This is a genomic window from Rhodococcus sp. MSC1_016 (assembly GCF_023667485.2).
Classification (GTDB): domain Bacteria; phylum Actinomycetota; class Actinomycetes; order Mycobacteriales; family Mycobacteriaceae; genus Rhodococcus_F; species Rhodococcus_F oxybenzonivorans.
The window spans coordinates 3302924-3316999 of record NZ_JAMOZI020000001.1; the positions used below are offsets into that span (position 1 = coordinate 3302924).

Below are 14076 nucleotides of genomic sequence, written 5' to 3' on the forward strand. Positions count from 1 at the left end.
CTTGTTCTGACACGGGGTGCTCCGCACGGGCGGGGCTGAGATCACACCCGGGAACCTGCTCAGGTAATGCTGACGAAGGGATGTCATTGTAGTGAACAGCTCTGTCCATGATGCCGCCGTCGTGGGCCGGCACACCAGATTCACGGACCTCTTATGGGACCGGACCACGGTGTTGCGGGACGCGATCGACGAGCTCGAATTTCTCCGCCGACTCGGTGACGGCACGCTTCCGCTGGACGTGTTCCGCACGTACATCGAACAGGACTTTCTGTACCTCACCGGGTACGCGAAAGCGCTGTCACTGGTGGCCGCGCACGCTCCGGACCCGGTCGCGGCCGGATTCTGGGCCAACTCCGCCGCCACCGCAGCCACCGTCGAGGCCAGCCTGCACCAGAATCTGCTGAGCGGCGGAAAGTTGCCCGCGTCGGACGCTCAGCCGCAGCATTCGCAGGCCTGCCTCGGGTACGTCTCCTACCTGACGGCCGTCGCCGCCACCGAGCCGTATCCGGTTGCCGCGGCTGCGGTACTGCCCTGCTTCTGGATCTACGCCGACGTGGGACGACGACTCGCCGCCAGCGCCCGCGAGGTGCTCTCCGCGGACCCGTCGCATCCGTACGCGCAGTGGGTGACCACCTACGATGCCGAAGAATTCCACGCTGCCGTGGCCACCGCCCGCGAACTGGTGGACGCTGCCGCCGATGCCGCCACCGAAGCGCAGCGTGAGGCCATGATCGAGGCGTTCGTCGTCGCCAGCCGGTACGAACTCCTGTTCTGGGATACCGCCCTGAACGAGCAGAAGTGGCCGAAGTCGTGACGTTCTTCGCGCGCACCAAGCGCGCCGCCGCTGCAGCCGTCGTCCTCGTGTCCGCACTCTCTGTACTGGCCGGGTGCGCCGGCAACGGGTCGTCGGACGACACCATCAGATTCGCCCTCGACTGGACGCCGAACACCAATCACACCGGTTTGTTCGTCGCCCTCGAACAGGGCTATTTCGCCGACGCCGGACTCGACGTGGAGGTTCTGCCGTACAACGACACGTCCCCTGACACGCTCGTCGACGCCGGCAATGCCGAGTTCGGCGTGAGTTTCCAGAGTTCGGCGACGTTCTCCAAGGCTGCGGGTGCCCAGACGAAGTCCGTGCTCGCACCTCTGCAGCACTGGGCCACGGGCATCGCGGTCAGGGCAGACCGCCCCGACATCACCCGTCCTCGGGACTTGGACGGCAAGATCTACGCGGGCTTCGCCGACCCCGACGGCGAAGCGACGCTGAAACAGATCATCCGCAACGACGGCGGCAAGGGTGAGTTCACCACCGTCACCCTCGGCACGTCCGCGTACGAGGCGGTCTACTCCGGCACCGCCGACTTCACCGTGTCCTTCTTCGCGTGGGAAGGCATCGAGGCCGCGCACCAGGGAACGCCGATGCGGTACTTCCACTACACGGACTTCGGATTTCCCGACGCGTATGCACTCGTGATCGAGGGCAACGAGGGATGGATGGCCGAGCACCCCGAGGAGGCACGGAAGTTCGTCCAGGCCCTGCAGCGGGGCTACCAGTTCGCGGCCGACCAGCCCGATCAGGCCGCGCAGATGCTGATCGACGCCAATCCCGGTGCGTTCCCGGACGAGTCGCTGGTGCGGGAAAGCCAGCAGATGCTCTCGTCCCAGTACATGAAAGATTCCACCGGGACCGTCGGTACACAGACCACGGAGAAATGGGCAGGGTACTCGGGCTTCCTGTTCGAACACGGCTTGCTGACGGGACCCGACGGAGCGCCGCTGACCGCCGAACCCGACTGGTCGACATATTTCACCAATGAGTACCTCGACACACCCTGAGACGAGTTCGCGTTCCGCGGGGCCGGGGACGTCCTCGGTCCTGCGGCGGGGACTCCCTGCGCTCGTGGTCGTCGTGGCGCTGGTGGTCGCCTGGCAGATTTATGTCAGTGTCAGCGGAATTCGTCCGCAGGTGCTGCCATCGCCACTCCGTGTGGTCGCGCAGGGGTGGCGTGCCCGCGACGTCATCGCCGGACATGCCTCCGCCACCCTTCAGGTCACCATCATCGGCTTCGCGGTGTCTCTGCTGTGTGCCTGGGCGCTCGCGGTTCTGGTCGATTTCTCGCCATGGCTGCGGCGCGCGTTCGTGCCGCTGTTCGTGGTGTCGCAGACACTGCCCATCATCGCGATCGCACCACTGATGATCATCTGGTTCGGCTTCGGCTTGCTGCCCAAGATTCTCGTCATCGCGCTCGCCACCTTCTTCCCGATGACGATCGGCCTGATCGAAGGGTTCGCGGCGGCCGATCGGGAGGCCGGATCACTGCTGCGCAGCATGGGCGCGTCCCGGTGGCAGGAGTTCCGCTACGTCCGACTGCCCTCGGCAATTCCGCGCTTTTTCACGGCCCTGCGGATCGGCATCACCTACGCCGTCGTGGGAGCGGTGTTCGCCGAATACGTCGGCGCAACCTCGGGTCTCGGCATTTACATGGCCACCCAGAAGAACTCGTTCCGGACCGACCTGGTGTTGGCCGCGGTGCTCGTGACCGCGGTGATCAGCGTCAGCCTCTACCTGCTCACCTTCGCGGTCGAACGTGCCGTCGCGCCGTGGATCGCCGCCGAGAGGGGCCGTAATGACTGACGACGCGCGGGTCGAACTGTGCGGGTTGTCCAAGGCCTTCCCGGTTCGCGGCGGCGTCCGGCCCGTACTCGACACGGTGTCGTTCACCGTCGAACCGGGCGAGTTCGTGTCGGTCATCGGACCGAGCGGGTGCGGGAAGAGCACAGCGTTCGCGATGCTCGCCGGACTCGACCGACCCGACTCCGGCACCGTCACGATCGGCGGCACGCCGGTGCCCGCGGCCGGTGGCGGTTCGGCACAGTGTGCCTACATGCCGCAGAAGGACCTTCTGTTCCCGTGGCGCACCGTTCTCGACAACACCACCCTCGGTCTCGAGGTGCAGGGCATGCCCCGACGTGACGCACGCGAACGCGCCCGCGCCCTCTTCCCCGTGTTCGGCCTCGCCGGGTTCGAGGACGCGCGACCCAGCCAGTTGTCGGGCGGGATGCGGCAACGCGCTGCGATGCTCCGCACCGTCGTTCAGGAGCGCCCCGTTCTCCTCCTCGACGAACCGTTCGGTGCCCTGGATTCCTTGACCCGCACCGAGATGCAGGCCTGGTTGCAGGAGGTGTGGCAGCGCTATCGGTGGACGGTGTTGATGATCACCCACGACATTCGTGAAGCCGTGTACTTGTCGGACCGGGTGGTCGTGCTGTCGGCACGACCGGCCACCGTCCGGCGTGAGGTGACCGTGGATCTGCCCCGCCCCCGGGAGCTGTCGATGATGACGTCCCCGGAGTTCGCGGACGTCGAACACGAACTTCTCGAGGTCTTGCACGAGGAGTCGAAGCGCGCGCTGGTCGAGCAGGAGTCGCGGCGAGGCTGACCACGCCGCGCCCCCGCTCGAGCAACGTCACGTCACAACAGCGCCTTCTCGAGTTCCGCGAGCGCCGTTTCGAGGTGGATGAGGATCCGCTGCAAACTCGGAACCGATCGTCGGCATCCCACCACCCCGAAGTCGAGATTGCCACCGTTGTTGGTGAGGGTGATGTTAAGGGCCTGCCCGTCCAGCACCACCGACGTCGGATAAAGCCCGTCGAGACGGGAACCGTTGAAGTACATCGTTTTCGGTGGTCCTGGAACGTTGGAGATGATCACATTGAACGGCGGCGGCGTGAGGCGCACCACGCCCGGAATCGGAGTCAGGGCGATCGGCGACATGTTGACCGCCGACCACGCCAGCGCCTGCATCGGGGTGAGACTGCTGAACAACTCTTTTCCCTGGGACATGGACGCCGAGATGGCCGACAGCCGATCGGCCGGGTCCTCGATGTCTGTCGCCAGATTGCACAACGTGACACCCACGGAGTTGCCTCCGGCGTCCACCTTCTTCTCGTCACGCAAGGAGACGGGAACCATGGCGATGAGCGGCGCGTCCGGCAATCCATCCTGTTCGGTCAGGTAGTGGCGCAATGCTCCGGCGCACATGGCGAGCACGACGTCGTTGACACTCACCCCCGCCGACTTACGCACGGCGTTGACGCGCTCGAGCGACCACGACTGGGCGGCGAAACGCCGCGCGCCCCCGATCGGGACGTTCAGCATGGTCCTGGGCGCCTCGTACGGGAACTTCATATCGTGTTGCCCCAGCGCGGTACGGGCGATGCGCAGGGAAGCCGGGGCGAGACCGGCCACCTCACCGACCGTTCGGCGGAGGCCGCCGAACACCGAACCGAGGTCCAGACCACCGCCGCTGTCCGGTTTCTTCTCCCCGCGCGGCAAGTTCCACGGCGGCGGGGCATCACGCACCGTGGGGTCCGTGGTCAGCGTGCGTTGCAGCAACCGGAGCCCGGATACGCCATCCATCAGCGAATGATGCAATTTGGTGTAGATCGCGAACCGTCCGTCGCTGAGCCCCTCGATCACATACATCTCCCACAAGGGGCGGTGACGGTCGAGGAGCGTGCCGTGCAGCCGGGAGGTGAGCGTGAGCAGCTCCCGGACCCGGCACGGCGCCGGCAACGCCGAATGCCGAACGTGGTATTCGAGGTCCACGTTGTCGCCCTCGTCCGCCCACCACAGGTTGCCGACGCTGCCGACGGGACCCTGCGGCTTCTTCCGGAACGTGGAGTCGACGGTCGTGTGCGACAGCATCGTGTCGAGCATCGTCTTCACGTAGCCGGGCCCGGCATCATCGGGCGGAGTAAACAATTCGAGCGACCCGACATGCATCGGATGCTCCCTCGATTCGCCTAACAGGAATATCGAATCGGTAACCGGCATTATCCCCACCTGGACGTTCACCCCCGCTCGGTCACTATCCCATTACGACTTTCCTGTGGATGGTACGTCGGGCGTAGCGTCCGTGCGCACAACTCCGATATAGATCGTGCGGCGCAAAAACGGTGACTCCAACCACGGGCGTCACCGGACGACCGCGGACCGAAGGAGGCAGGCCATGAGCACTGCAGCTGCGGAGTTCTGCCCCTCGCCGCTACCGCTGACCCGGCGCGACTTCGTGGGGACGAGCGTGCAGTCCGCTGCCCTCGCGCACACCCTCCGGCGCACCGTCCGGCCGTTCCTCGACGGCTGGGCCCGCTACCCCGACCTGCCGTGGCCCACCGGGGTGGTCGACTATCTCGGGTACTCCCTCGGCCCCGTCCGCGGGACCCAGCGGAGGCCGATCCGACTTCCCCACTGCCGCGCCGAATGGATCCGCCCCGCCGGCGAGAACGGCAACCGGGCCATCTTGTACCTGCACGGCGGCGCCTTTCTGTGCTGCGGAATCAATTCGCACCGGCAGATGGTGTCCCGTATCTCGACCGAATCCCAGGCGTCCACCTTGAACGTGGCTTACCGGATGATCCCGCAGAATCCGATCCGCGCGGCGGTGGACGACGGGGTCGACGGCTACCGCTGGCTCCTCGCGCACGGTTACACCGCCGATCGGATCGTCATCGCCGGCGACTCCGCGGGCGGTTTCCTGACATTCATGGTGACGCTCGAAGCATTACGGCAGGGACTTCCCCGCCCCGCCGCGGATGTCGCGCTGTCGCCGCTGACCGACCTGGACCCGGTCAACAAGCTGGCACACCCCAACGCCGACCTGTGCGCGGTGTTCCCCCGGCGCGCGGTCGGCGCACTGTCGACACTCATCGAACGGCTCGATACCCGCGGCGGGCACCAACCGTCCACCTCGCCCGTGGACGGCGACCTCGCTGCGATGCCGCCCGCGCTGATCCAGACCGGTTCACAGGAAATGGTGTACGTCGACGCGGAGTTGATGTCGCAACGACTCTCCCAGGCGGGCGTCCCGTGCGAACTGCAGATCTGGGAACGCCAGGTGCACGTCTTCCAGGCCGCTGCGGGGCTGCTCCCCGAGGGCAGAAAGGCGATTCGGGAGATCGGCCGCTTCATCCGTGAGTCCACACCCGTGAGCACTTCTGCGCACCCCGCTGTTAACAAGTACTCACGGGTGAGTTAACCGTCACGACGCGAAGAGGATGGCGGACGCAGCGACAGCCACCCCGGCTCGCGCGGACAGCGACGTGCGGCGGAAGAACTTGTCGAGTAGAGACATCATTACCCCCGGTCGGAGCGACATGGACACCGATCGATCGTGATCGTGGGGGCTGTACCGAACAAGAGTTCTCGTCAACGTGCGCCGAACCCGGCAACTATCGAGCGAACCCTCCGGATGCGCTCGGCGGGCGTACACGTGCGGCGTTCGAGCAGGCCACCCTCTATGGTGGACGCATTTGGACGCCGACGACAGGTAGCGAATGGACGACAGAACCGTAGCGATCGGGGCACTTGCGATTGCCGCTGTATCCGCGGTCTCGGGCATCATGGTGGGCGCTGCGGGCGGGGTGTTCGACAGCAGTAATGCGTATGTGGCGCCGCCCCCGCTGTCCTCGGAGGGATTGCAGGCCGCCGGTGCTTACAGCGCCGAGCCCGCGACCTACCAGGTTTTTGTGCCACCGACCCCGACGTGGCAGATGGCGGACCTCACCACACCGCGAGCGATCCCGGTCACCACCGAGCCCGCCCCGACCACCACGTTGCCGCCCGCGGCGGCGCCCCTGCCTCCGGCCCCGGTTGCGACGATCGTTCCTCGCCCCACCGTCAACGTTGCCCCCGTCATCCAGCCTCCGGTCGCCCGGGCGCCCGTCACTCAGCCCCCGGTTACCCAGCCCGCGGTCACGCGCGCGCCGGTGATCACGACCACCGAGGCGCCCGATGCACGGGCCGCAGCGGGAATTCCCGCCCAACCGGCCCCGACCACCACCACGACGACCCGTCCGGTGATCACCATTCCGCCGGTGACCACCCGTCCGCAGCGCTGAACGTCGCCGGACCGTCGCGAAGATTCGTGATGGTGTGACGCGTCGAGCCGCCTGTAAGGTGGCTTCCCGCCGGGTCGGGGGGATCCATTCGGGGACCGAGAGTGGCCGGCATGGGAGGGCTTCACATGAGTGACGAGTACGACCACCGGGCGAGTGGCGAGAACTTCCAGTCGGAGCAGTGGGACCACCGCGCGATCAGAGGCGCCGTCGAGGCGATGTCGCCGGCGACGTCCGAGGCGGTGGCGGCCGCCTGGGACGAGATCGGCCGCCGATTCCAGGACTCGATCACCGCATTTCATGACGCCACCCGGGGTGCGCTCGCGAGCGGGTGGCGGGGACCCGCTGCCGGGGCTGCCGCCTCCGCAATCGACTCCTACGTCGTGGGCGCGCACCCGGCGGGTGAAGGCTTCCGCGACGTCGGGGCGGCGCTACGGGAGGCGATTGCCGGGGCCGAAGCGGTCCGGGCGGCTGTCGGCGAACCGGTCGGGTACGCCACCGACTGGACGCGGGTGATGCCGTGGAATTGGAGCGGTGAAGCCGAATCCGTGGCTGCGGAGGACGCGGCGAAAGCGGCGATGAGCTCTGTCTACTCGTCGGCATACCAGACTGCGGGCGCACAGCTCCCCACCCTGGATGCTCGAACGCCCGACGCAGCCGAGATCACTTCGACGCACGCCGCCGCCGCTGGCCAGCCCGTCGGATTCGACTACGGCCCCAACGGAATACACGGGATTCCCAGCGCTCCACAGGTAGCAGAAGGCACTCGCCCGGAGGACTTCCACAACGAGCACCGACGAAGTGAAAGCCCTCACGACGATGTCACCGACGCACCCCGACAGCACGATGTGCCCGCCGGAACGGGCTCCGGGTCCGTGGCGGGTGCGGCCCTGGCCGGCGCGGTCGGCGGCGGGGTCGCTCAGTACGCGCACCGGGTGGTCGCCGCGCACCAGGCGGCGGCAGCCGCGCCTGCCCAGAAGCCGGCTGCGAAGTCTCAGTCGACGGGCACCGGTGAGCAGGCGCCCGCAGAGGAGCCCGCGTATCTCGAGAACATCGATCCTGGGAGTCCGGTCGTCGGCCCACTGCCCCACGTGTCCCCGGCTGTGATCGGCCGCTGAGCGTGACGCAGTGGACATTGAGCGTCGGGCAATTCCCGGCGCTGTGGGCTAAGACCGGACAGGATCGTCTCCCGTTTCCCTTCCGTGGTGGGAGCCGACAAGCCGACGCCGCGGAGTATGCAGCCGAGCAGAGCAGAGTCAGGGACGAATTCTCCGGTCCCGAACACGACCACCTCGCGGCCGCGCTCGTGGTACTCGCCGAGCCGGAACTGCGGATCGAGATTTCGGGTTGTCTGGGCGAAGGCAGCAACACCCCGATCCGACTGCTCGGGGCGACGGCCCGAGGGCACGCGATCGCCGCCCAGCAGCATGCCGGCGCCGAAGTGGTGCTCCGCCGCTGCGAGCCCTACGACCTCGGCCGCCAGTTGATTGCCCAGCTTCCGGACGTCAACGCCGGCCACGCCCCCGGCACCGTGGTCACCCGCGCCGAGATGACCGGACCAGCAGAGCGGTCCGTGCGGTCCCGTGCGGTAACGAAGCTGCTCGAGCAGTCATCGACGAGCCAGGGCACCATCGCGGTGATCCGGGGTGGGCGGCACTCCTCGCAACCGGTGGGCGGTCTCGCCTGGCGCGACATCGACGGCGACGGTCGCTACCTGGTGTGGGGTGATACGACGGTGGCGGTGGAGCCGGGCACGTCCTGGGACCTCCTCGCCGCAGTCGACCGGGTGACCGGACGTATCGACGCCGGGCACCCCGTCTGAGCGTTTCGTCCCCTCCCGCGCTGCGGTGTCGGCGTTCGCGACTACCGTGTAGGGCGAAAGTAGGTGACCCGTGGCCGAGCCGGACGGAGCAGACATGCAGGACTTCGATCTGGACGTCAGCGTGAATCGCGATTGGGCCGAGTTCCAGCGTCGCCTCGCCGACTACCTGGCAGCGATGCACGACGAGGACCTTCTGGTACTCGAGTCGGGCTTCGAGGAGCTCGACGAATCTCGTGGACTGATGCCCTGCATCCAATTCGTCGTCTGGGACGGCGACACGGTGCGCTGCGAGGTGCCGTCCAACCACTATCTGCACCCCGACCGCATGTTGTCGGACGCCGAACAGCACTACCTCACCGAGTTGGGCTGGAATCGACCGACCCGCGGTCCGGACGACGAGGCGGACGACGGGTCGCCCGCGTTCTTCGTCGACAAGAAGCAGTCGTGGTCCGATCAGCTCGCCGCGATGACCGTCGCCGCGTTCCGGGACGTGTGGGGAGTGACGCATCCGGCCTTCCTGAGCACCGAAACATCCAGCACCGACCCGGCCGCGGCATTCGATCCCGTCGCGGTGCGTCCGCCCCTGGTCACCCAGCTCGATCCCGCCGCAGCAGTCGTCCCACGCGACGCGGAGCATCTCCACGAGCTGATCACGCTGTCCCTGGTCCCGATGCTCGGCCTGCTACCCGAGCGGGACCCCGACGGCGACGTTCCGATTCGGGTCGGCAACACCATCCTGTTCATCGGCCCGCTCGCCGACTCGGTGGATGTTCAGCTCTTCGCGCCGCTCATCCACGACATCAGCGACCGCACCCGGGCAGCCGAGGTCACCGCGGACCTCAACCGGACGTGGTCGCGGATCAAGTTCGTGCTGGTGGACGATCGGTTGTCGGCGTTCCTCGAGGTGTCGGGCAATCCGTTCGTCCCGCAGCACCTCACCGACAGCTGCAAGGTGTTCTCCGACTTCCTGAGGACCGTCGACGGTGACTTCGCGGCGCGGTTCGGCGGACAGCTGTTCTTCCGCCGGGACGACGACCCCGACGAGGAGCCGGCCATCATCGTCGAAAGCCGCATGACGGCCGCCGAACTGCCCAACGAACTGCTCACGTTGTTCCACCTCGACCCCGAGGGCGACGGCGGTACCGATGCCGCGGTCGTCGCCGACGTCTGCGGTCACGACCGCGACCTCATCGTGTCGCTGCTCAACACCGGCACCGAGTGGGTCGCGCAGCTCCGCCGGGACGCCGACGAATTCCGTCAGCACGCCGAGACTGCGATGGCCGAGACGTCCGATTCGCATGCCGACGGCTGGGAGCGGGTAGTCGGGGATCTGCGTGACGCGCTGCGCACGATCGTCCTTCCGCCCCCTCATCCAGCTTCCGAAACGAAGCCCCGACCGGAGCAGATGGGGCTGTTCAACAACCCGGAAGAGCAGACCCTTTTCGACGACCCGTCGTCCTGACGGCCCTCTTCTGTGATTGGTCCGGTCTACGCGAAATGTGGCGTAGTGTCGGCACTATCGGCGCCGTCCAGGTTCCGCTGTTCAGGGATGAGTCCATGGCCGACAAATCGCCCCGCAATTCCATGTCCAAGAAGTCCGGTAAGTCGTTGAAAGAAAAGCGCGCCGACAAGAAGTCGAAGTCGAACGGGCAGGTCGATCCAGAGATCGTCTCGCACGTCAAGAAGCGCTGACCCTTACCAGTGCGCCGTTGTGGTAGTTCCGACTACCGTGACGGCGCACTGTGCTGTCCCCAGCCCGCACCCGTCGCCATCGGGGCCCGAGTGCTCGCCCAACCGGCCGCCCGGCCCGTCGCCTATATTAGGGTACCCAAAGCGCTCGAAAGGACCCTGCCTCATGCCTCCCACCCTCAGTCGACGTGCCGTGTTGTCCCTGACGTTCGCGACCGTCGCAGGTCTTGCCGTGTCAGCATGCGGCTCGGACAGCGACTCGTCACCCGCCGCAGCCGGTGAAAACGCCTCTGGCGCAGAGCCGGGGGCCTTTCCGGTCACCATCGACCACGTGCACGGATCCACGACCCTCACCCAGGCACCGACACGGGTCGCTGCTGTCGGCATCGGTGACGCCGACGTCCTGCTCTCCCTCGGCGTGATTCCCGTCCTCGTTCCGGTCTGGAAGGGTTCTGTCGACGACGGTATCGGCCAGTGGGCCGACGCGAGCCTGGGCGGGGCCGACCCGATAGCGCTGGCCAACGCCACCAGCTCATTCGACGTCGAAACGATTGCCGCATCGACTCCCGACCTCATCGTGGCGGTGAACAACGCGATCAACGAGAGCACGTATCAGCAGCTCAGCGCTATCGCCCCGACCGTGCTCCATGCGGCCGATCAGACCGACTGGGTGCTGCCGTGGCAGGAGGTGACCCAGCGGATCGGTGCCGCGGTCGGGCTGCCCGAACGCGCCGCCGAGCAGGTCCGTGAGGTGGAGGAAGCCGTCGTTCGCGCGCGCACCGCCAACCCTCACTTCGCCGGCAAGTCGGCCGTCCTGGTGACGGTCCGTGGTGACGGGTCGCTGCGTGCCTTCAGCCCCTCCGCTGCTCGCAGCCAGCTGCTCACCCAGCTCGGTTTCGTGCTGCCCGCCGCATTGGGCACCCGCTTCGACAACGCGCTCTACTTTGACGTCTCCCCCGAAAACCTCGACCTCTTGGACGGCGATGTGCTGCTCGTCGACAACTACGACGCGGCCCGCGAGCGACTCACGTCCCTGCCGGCGTTCACCAATCTCGAGGTCGTGCGATCCGGTGGGCTCGTCGGACTCGATCCCGTCGTGAGCGATGCCGTGTCGATGCCGAACCCGTTGACCATCCCGTTCGTTCTCGACCAGTTCGTCGACAGGATCAACCGGACACCCGTCGGGGCATAATCGCGCGCACGGCTCCGGCGCGGGCCGTCCACACGGCGAGGGCGGCGGTGGCGGCGAACACGGCAGCGGACACCGCCACCCAGGAGGTGGCCGCTGGGACACGACCGAGATCGACGAGGTCGAAGATCGCCCCCACCGCCAGCGACCCGAGCAGGCAGAGCACCCCGCCGATCGTGTTGAGCATCCCGAAGTGCGCACCCAGGTTGGCCTCGCCGGCGAGGGCGCCGATCGTGTCGCGCATCGGAGGAATCATCAGCATCTGACCCAGGTGCAGTACGACCACCCACACTGCCAACAGGACGATCTGGACCAGCGGCGTAGCTGCCTGCCCGGCGCCGGCCACCGGAGCGAGGAATGACACGGCGATCAGGGTCAGCCCGCCGAGGATTGCCGCCCGGTGCCCGATGCGGTGGGCACAGGCCACCGTCGGAGTCTGACCGACGATCACGAACACGGCGGCTCCGACGTAGAACCAGCCGAGGGCGGCCTGCGAGCCGAGCCCCCGCTCGAGTTGGTCCGGCAACATCAAATACAGCTGGCTGTAGGCCAGCAACTGGAAGCTGCACAGCGCGGCGAACACCAGAAAGCTCTTGTTGGTCAGCACACTTCGCCACACCAACCGCAGCGTGGTTGCCTCCCGCACTGCCACGGCGGCGTCGTCGTCGGCGGGCAGCCAACGGTAGAAACCCACCCACATCGCCGCGAACAGCATCGCCGCCGTGACCGCGGTCCACGAGAACGGGAAGGCCAATAACACCGCCCCCAGGGCGGGGCCGATCACCGTCCCGGTGCGGCTGCACATCTGTTCCATCGCGAAGAGATCCGTGCGCCGCATGACGCCCTGCTCTTGCAGCTTTCTGCCGTACACGGCATTGGCCGACTCGACGGCCGGGGCGAACAGGGCGGCGGCGACACCGATCAGCAGCACGCCCACAACCACCGCGATCATCGTGTCCGAAAACCCGAGCACCAGGAAGCCGACCACCCGAATCGCGATCCCCACGAGCACGGCCGGGCGGACGCCGAACCGATCGGCCACGCTGCCGCCCAGAAAGAACATGCCCTGCTGGCTGAACATCCGCAGACCGAGGACGAGCCCGACGGCCCAACCCGCGAAGCCCAGGTCGTCGGACAGGTGGACGGCGAGAAACGGGACCACCAGATAGAAGCCGACGTTGAACAAGACCATCGACGACAACAGCAGTTTCACCGGCGGCGGCAACGCCCGTGCCCGAGGAAACACACCCTGGAAGCGGGTAGGCGAAGAAGGAGAAGGCGGCGGCACAACTCACCACCCTATGGCGCACGGGTATTTCTCGGTGCGCCACGTCCCGGCCTATCGCGTCGAGGGCACCAACCGCCACAGCGACGTCACTTCCCGAGCGCGCGCGGCATGCAGTGGGTCGGTGCGGTCGGCAACCTTTCCGTGCCGCGGTGTCACGTCGCGGCGTCCGGCGACAGTAAGCCCGGCTTCGTCGAAGAGGGCCAGAAGTTGGTCCCGGCTGCGCAGTCCCAGATGCTCGGCGATGTCGGAGAGCACGAGCCAGCCCTCTCCCCCGGGTTCGAGGTGCTCGATCAGACCCGCGAGGAAGCCGCGGAGCATCGCGCTGTCGGGGTCGTAGATTGCGTACTCGATGGGCGAGGTGGGTTTCGCGGGGATCCACGGCGGATTGCATACCACCAGCGGCGCACGACCTTCAGGGAACAAGTCCGCCTCCACCAGCTGCACGCGGTCCGAGTAGCCGAGTCGCTCCAGGTTGGCCCGGGCGGAGGCGAGGGCATTCGAATCAACCTCTGTGGCAAACACTTTCTTTACGCCGCGGTGGGCGAGTACCGCCGCGAGCACGCCCGTTCCGGTGCCGATGTCGAATGCCTTCTCGAGCGACGGCAGCGGGGTTTCCGCTACCAGGTCGACGTATTCGCCGCGGATCGGGGAGAACACGCCGTACCCGGGGTGGATTCGGGCGCCCAGGGCCGGAATGTCGACGCCCTTCTTCTGCCATTCGTGGGCACCGATCGCGCCGAGCAGGTCGCGCAGAGTGGTGACCGTGGGCTGATCGCTCGGCCCGTAGGCCTCCAGCACGGCCTGCCGCACGTCGGGGGCCCGTCGCAACGGAACGGACTGATCGGCGTCGAACGGGACCAGCAGCATGCCGAGAATGCCCGCCCGCCTCGACTGCGTCTGCCGGTGCAGGTGAAAGGCGGTCGCGGGGTCGTCCGAGGCCTTGCGCGGTTTGCGGTCGGTCCGCTTCGCGACGGCGACGGACAGTTGCCGGGCGTTGTGAAAGTCGCCGCGCCACAACAGCGCCGTCCCCTCGCAAGCGAGACGGTAAGCCTCGTCGGCTGTCATGGTGTCGTCTGCCAACCGGATCTTCTTCGGCGGCCTCGCACCGCTGGTAGACCGCCACACCGCCGAATGCTCGGTGCCGTCCTCGGTCCAGCGGACGAACTCGTTTTCCATCGCACCACCATA

The 14076-nt window shown here is 67.1% G+C and carries 15 protein-coding genes and 1 riboswitch; of the genes, 11 read left to right on the forward strand and 4 right to left on the reverse strand.

What is annotated here, in order from left to right; translation table 11 throughout:
* Positions 1-2: 2 nt before the first annotated feature.
* A riboswitch (TPP riboswitch) is annotated at positions 3-98 on the forward strand.
* From L1080_RS15260 to L1080_RS15275, 4 genes are all read left to right on the forward strand, one after another.
* Positions 92-814: a TenA family protein gene (locus L1080_RS15260; protein ID WP_159921054.1), complete on the forward strand. Its 723-nt coding sequence runs from the start codon at positions 92-94 to the stop codon at positions 812-814. It overlaps the preceding riboswitch by 7 nt.
* Positions 811-1839, forward strand: coding sequence for an ABC transporter substrate-binding protein (locus tag L1080_RS15265; RefSeq protein WP_374433638.1), 1029 nt, complete (start codon positions 811-813; stop codon positions 1837-1839). The genes L1080_RS15260 and L1080_RS15265 overlap by 4 nt, the downstream gene beginning before the upstream one ends.
* Positions 1817-2638, forward strand: a complete 822-nt coding sequence (locus L1080_RS15270; protein ID WP_159921052.1) for an ABC transporter permease — start codon at positions 1817-1819, stop codon at positions 2636-2638. Before L1080_RS15265 ends, L1080_RS15270 begins: the two co-directional genes overlap by 23 nt.
* Positions 2631-3443 (forward strand): ABC transporter ATP-binding protein, encoded by an 813-nt coding sequence (locus L1080_RS15275; RefSeq protein ID WP_159921050.1) that lies wholly within the window; start codon positions 2631-2633, stop codon positions 3441-3443. The genes L1080_RS15270 and L1080_RS15275 overlap by 8 nt, the downstream gene beginning before the upstream one ends.
* A 32-nt stretch (positions 3444-3475) precedes the next feature.
* Here L1080_RS15275 and L1080_RS15280 read toward each other — a convergent pair whose 3' ends face one another.
* Positions 3476-4840, reverse strand: coding sequence for a WS/DGAT/MGAT family O-acyltransferase (locus tag L1080_RS15280; protein WP_250770265.1), 1365 nt, complete (start codon positions 4838-4840; stop codon positions 3476-3478).
* A 175-nt stretch (positions 4841-5015) separates the two neighbouring features.
* Here L1080_RS15280 and L1080_RS15285 point away from each other — a divergent pair, with 175 nt between their 5' ends.
* Positions 5016-6041, forward strand: a complete 1026-nt coding sequence (locus tag L1080_RS15285; protein ID WP_109328548.1) for an alpha/beta hydrolase — start codon at positions 5016-5018, stop codon at positions 6039-6041.
* Between the two features lie 3 nt (positions 6042-6044).
* On the opposite strand, the gene L1080_RS15290 is transcribed toward L1080_RS15285, so the two are convergent.
* Positions 6045-6167, reverse strand: coding sequence for a hypothetical protein (locus tag L1080_RS15290; RefSeq protein ID WP_284707823.1), 123 nt, complete (start codon positions 6165-6167; stop codon positions 6045-6047).
* Between the two features lie 172 nt (positions 6168-6339).
* Between L1080_RS15290 and L1080_RS15295 the strand changes: the two genes are divergently transcribed.
* From L1080_RS15295 to L1080_RS15320, 6 genes are all read left to right on the forward strand, one after another.
* The gene (locus L1080_RS15295; protein ID WP_159921046.1) at positions 6340-6903 is read left to right on the forward strand and encodes a hypothetical protein; all 564 of its coding nucleotides are present in this window, start codon (positions 6340-6342) and stop codon (positions 6901-6903) included.
* Between the two features lie 125 nt (positions 6904-7028).
* Entirely contained in the window at positions 7029-8018 is a 990-nt protein-coding gene (locus L1080_RS15300; RefSeq protein WP_250770268.1) for a hypothetical protein, read from the forward strand.
* Between the two features lie 17 nt (positions 8019-8035).
* Positions 8036-8722, forward strand: coding sequence for an ESX secretion-associated protein EspG (locus L1080_RS15305; RefSeq protein WP_250770270.1), 687 nt, complete (start codon positions 8036-8038; stop codon positions 8720-8722).
* 70 nt (positions 8723-8792) lie between these two features.
* Positions 8793-10184, forward strand: a complete 1392-nt coding sequence (locus tag L1080_RS15310) for a T3SS (YopN, CesT) and YbjN peptide-binding chaperone 1 (RefSeq protein WP_250770273.1) — start codon at positions 8793-8795, stop codon at positions 10182-10184.
* 95 nt (positions 10185-10279) lie between these two features.
* Positions 10280-10414 carry a hypothetical protein gene (locus tag L1080_RS15315; RefSeq protein WP_257792473.1) on the forward strand — a complete coding sequence of 45 codons (135 nt, stop codon included), beginning with the start codon at positions 10280-10282 and terminating at the stop codon, positions 10412-10414.
* Positions 10415-10577: 163 nt separating this feature from the next.
* A complete protein-coding gene (locus L1080_RS15320; protein WP_250770276.1) occupies positions 10578-11603 on the forward strand; it encodes an ABC transporter substrate-binding protein in 1026 nt (341 codons plus the stop codon).
* Here L1080_RS15320 and L1080_RS15325 read toward each other — a convergent pair.
* Together L1080_RS15325 and L1080_RS15330 are read right to left on the reverse strand one after the other, a co-directional pair.
* Complete coding sequence (locus L1080_RS15325; protein WP_250770279.1) at positions 11578-12846, reverse strand: MFS transporter; 1269 nt, start codon at positions 12844-12846, stop codon at positions 11578-11580. The genes L1080_RS15320 and L1080_RS15325 overlap by 26 nt on opposite strands.
* 93 nt (positions 12847-12939) lie before the next feature.
* Positions 12940-14064 carry a methyltransferase gene (locus L1080_RS15330; protein WP_250770282.1) on the reverse strand — a complete coding sequence of 375 codons (1125 nt, stop codon included), beginning with the start codon at positions 14062-14064 and terminating at the stop codon, positions 12940-12942.
* Between the last annotated feature and the right edge of the window lie 12 nt (positions 14065-14076).

Bases quoted from the DNA above. Each gene is read 5' to 3' on its own strand.
- L1080_RS15270 (WP_159921052.1), top strand. From the start codon at position 1,817: ATGAGTACCTCGACACACCCTGAGACGAGTTCGCGTTCCGCGGGGCCG.
- L1080_RS15275 (WP_159921050.1), top strand. From the start codon at position 2,631: ATGACTGACGACGCGCGGGTCGAACTGTGCGGGTTGTCCAAGGCCTTC.
- L1080_RS15280 (WP_250770265.1), bottom strand. From the start codon at position 4,840: ATGCCGGTTACCGATTCGATATTCCTGTTAGGCGAATCGAGGGAGCAT.
- L1080_RS15285 (WP_109328548.1), top strand. From the start codon at position 5,016: ATGAGCACTGCAGCTGCGGAGTTCTGCCCCTCGCCGCTACCGCTGACC.
- L1080_RS15295 (WP_159921046.1), top strand. From the start codon at position 6,340: ATGGACGACAGAACCGTAGCGATCGGGGCACTTGCGATTGCCGCTGTA.
- L1080_RS15300 (WP_250770268.1), top strand. From the start codon at position 7,029: ATGAGTGACGAGTACGACCACCGGGCGAGTGGCGAGAACTTCCAGTCG.
- L1080_RS15315 (WP_257792473.1), top strand. From the start codon at position 10,280: ATGGCCGACAAATCGCCCCGCAATTCCATGTCCAAGAAGTCCGGTAAG.
- L1080_RS15320 (WP_250770276.1), top strand. From the start codon at position 10,578: ATGCCTCCCACCCTCAGTCGACGTGCCGTGTTGTCCCTGACGTTCGCG.
- L1080_RS15330 (WP_250770282.1), bottom strand. From the start codon at position 14,064: ATGGAAAACGAGTTCGTCCGCTGGACCGAGGACGGCACCGAGCATTCG.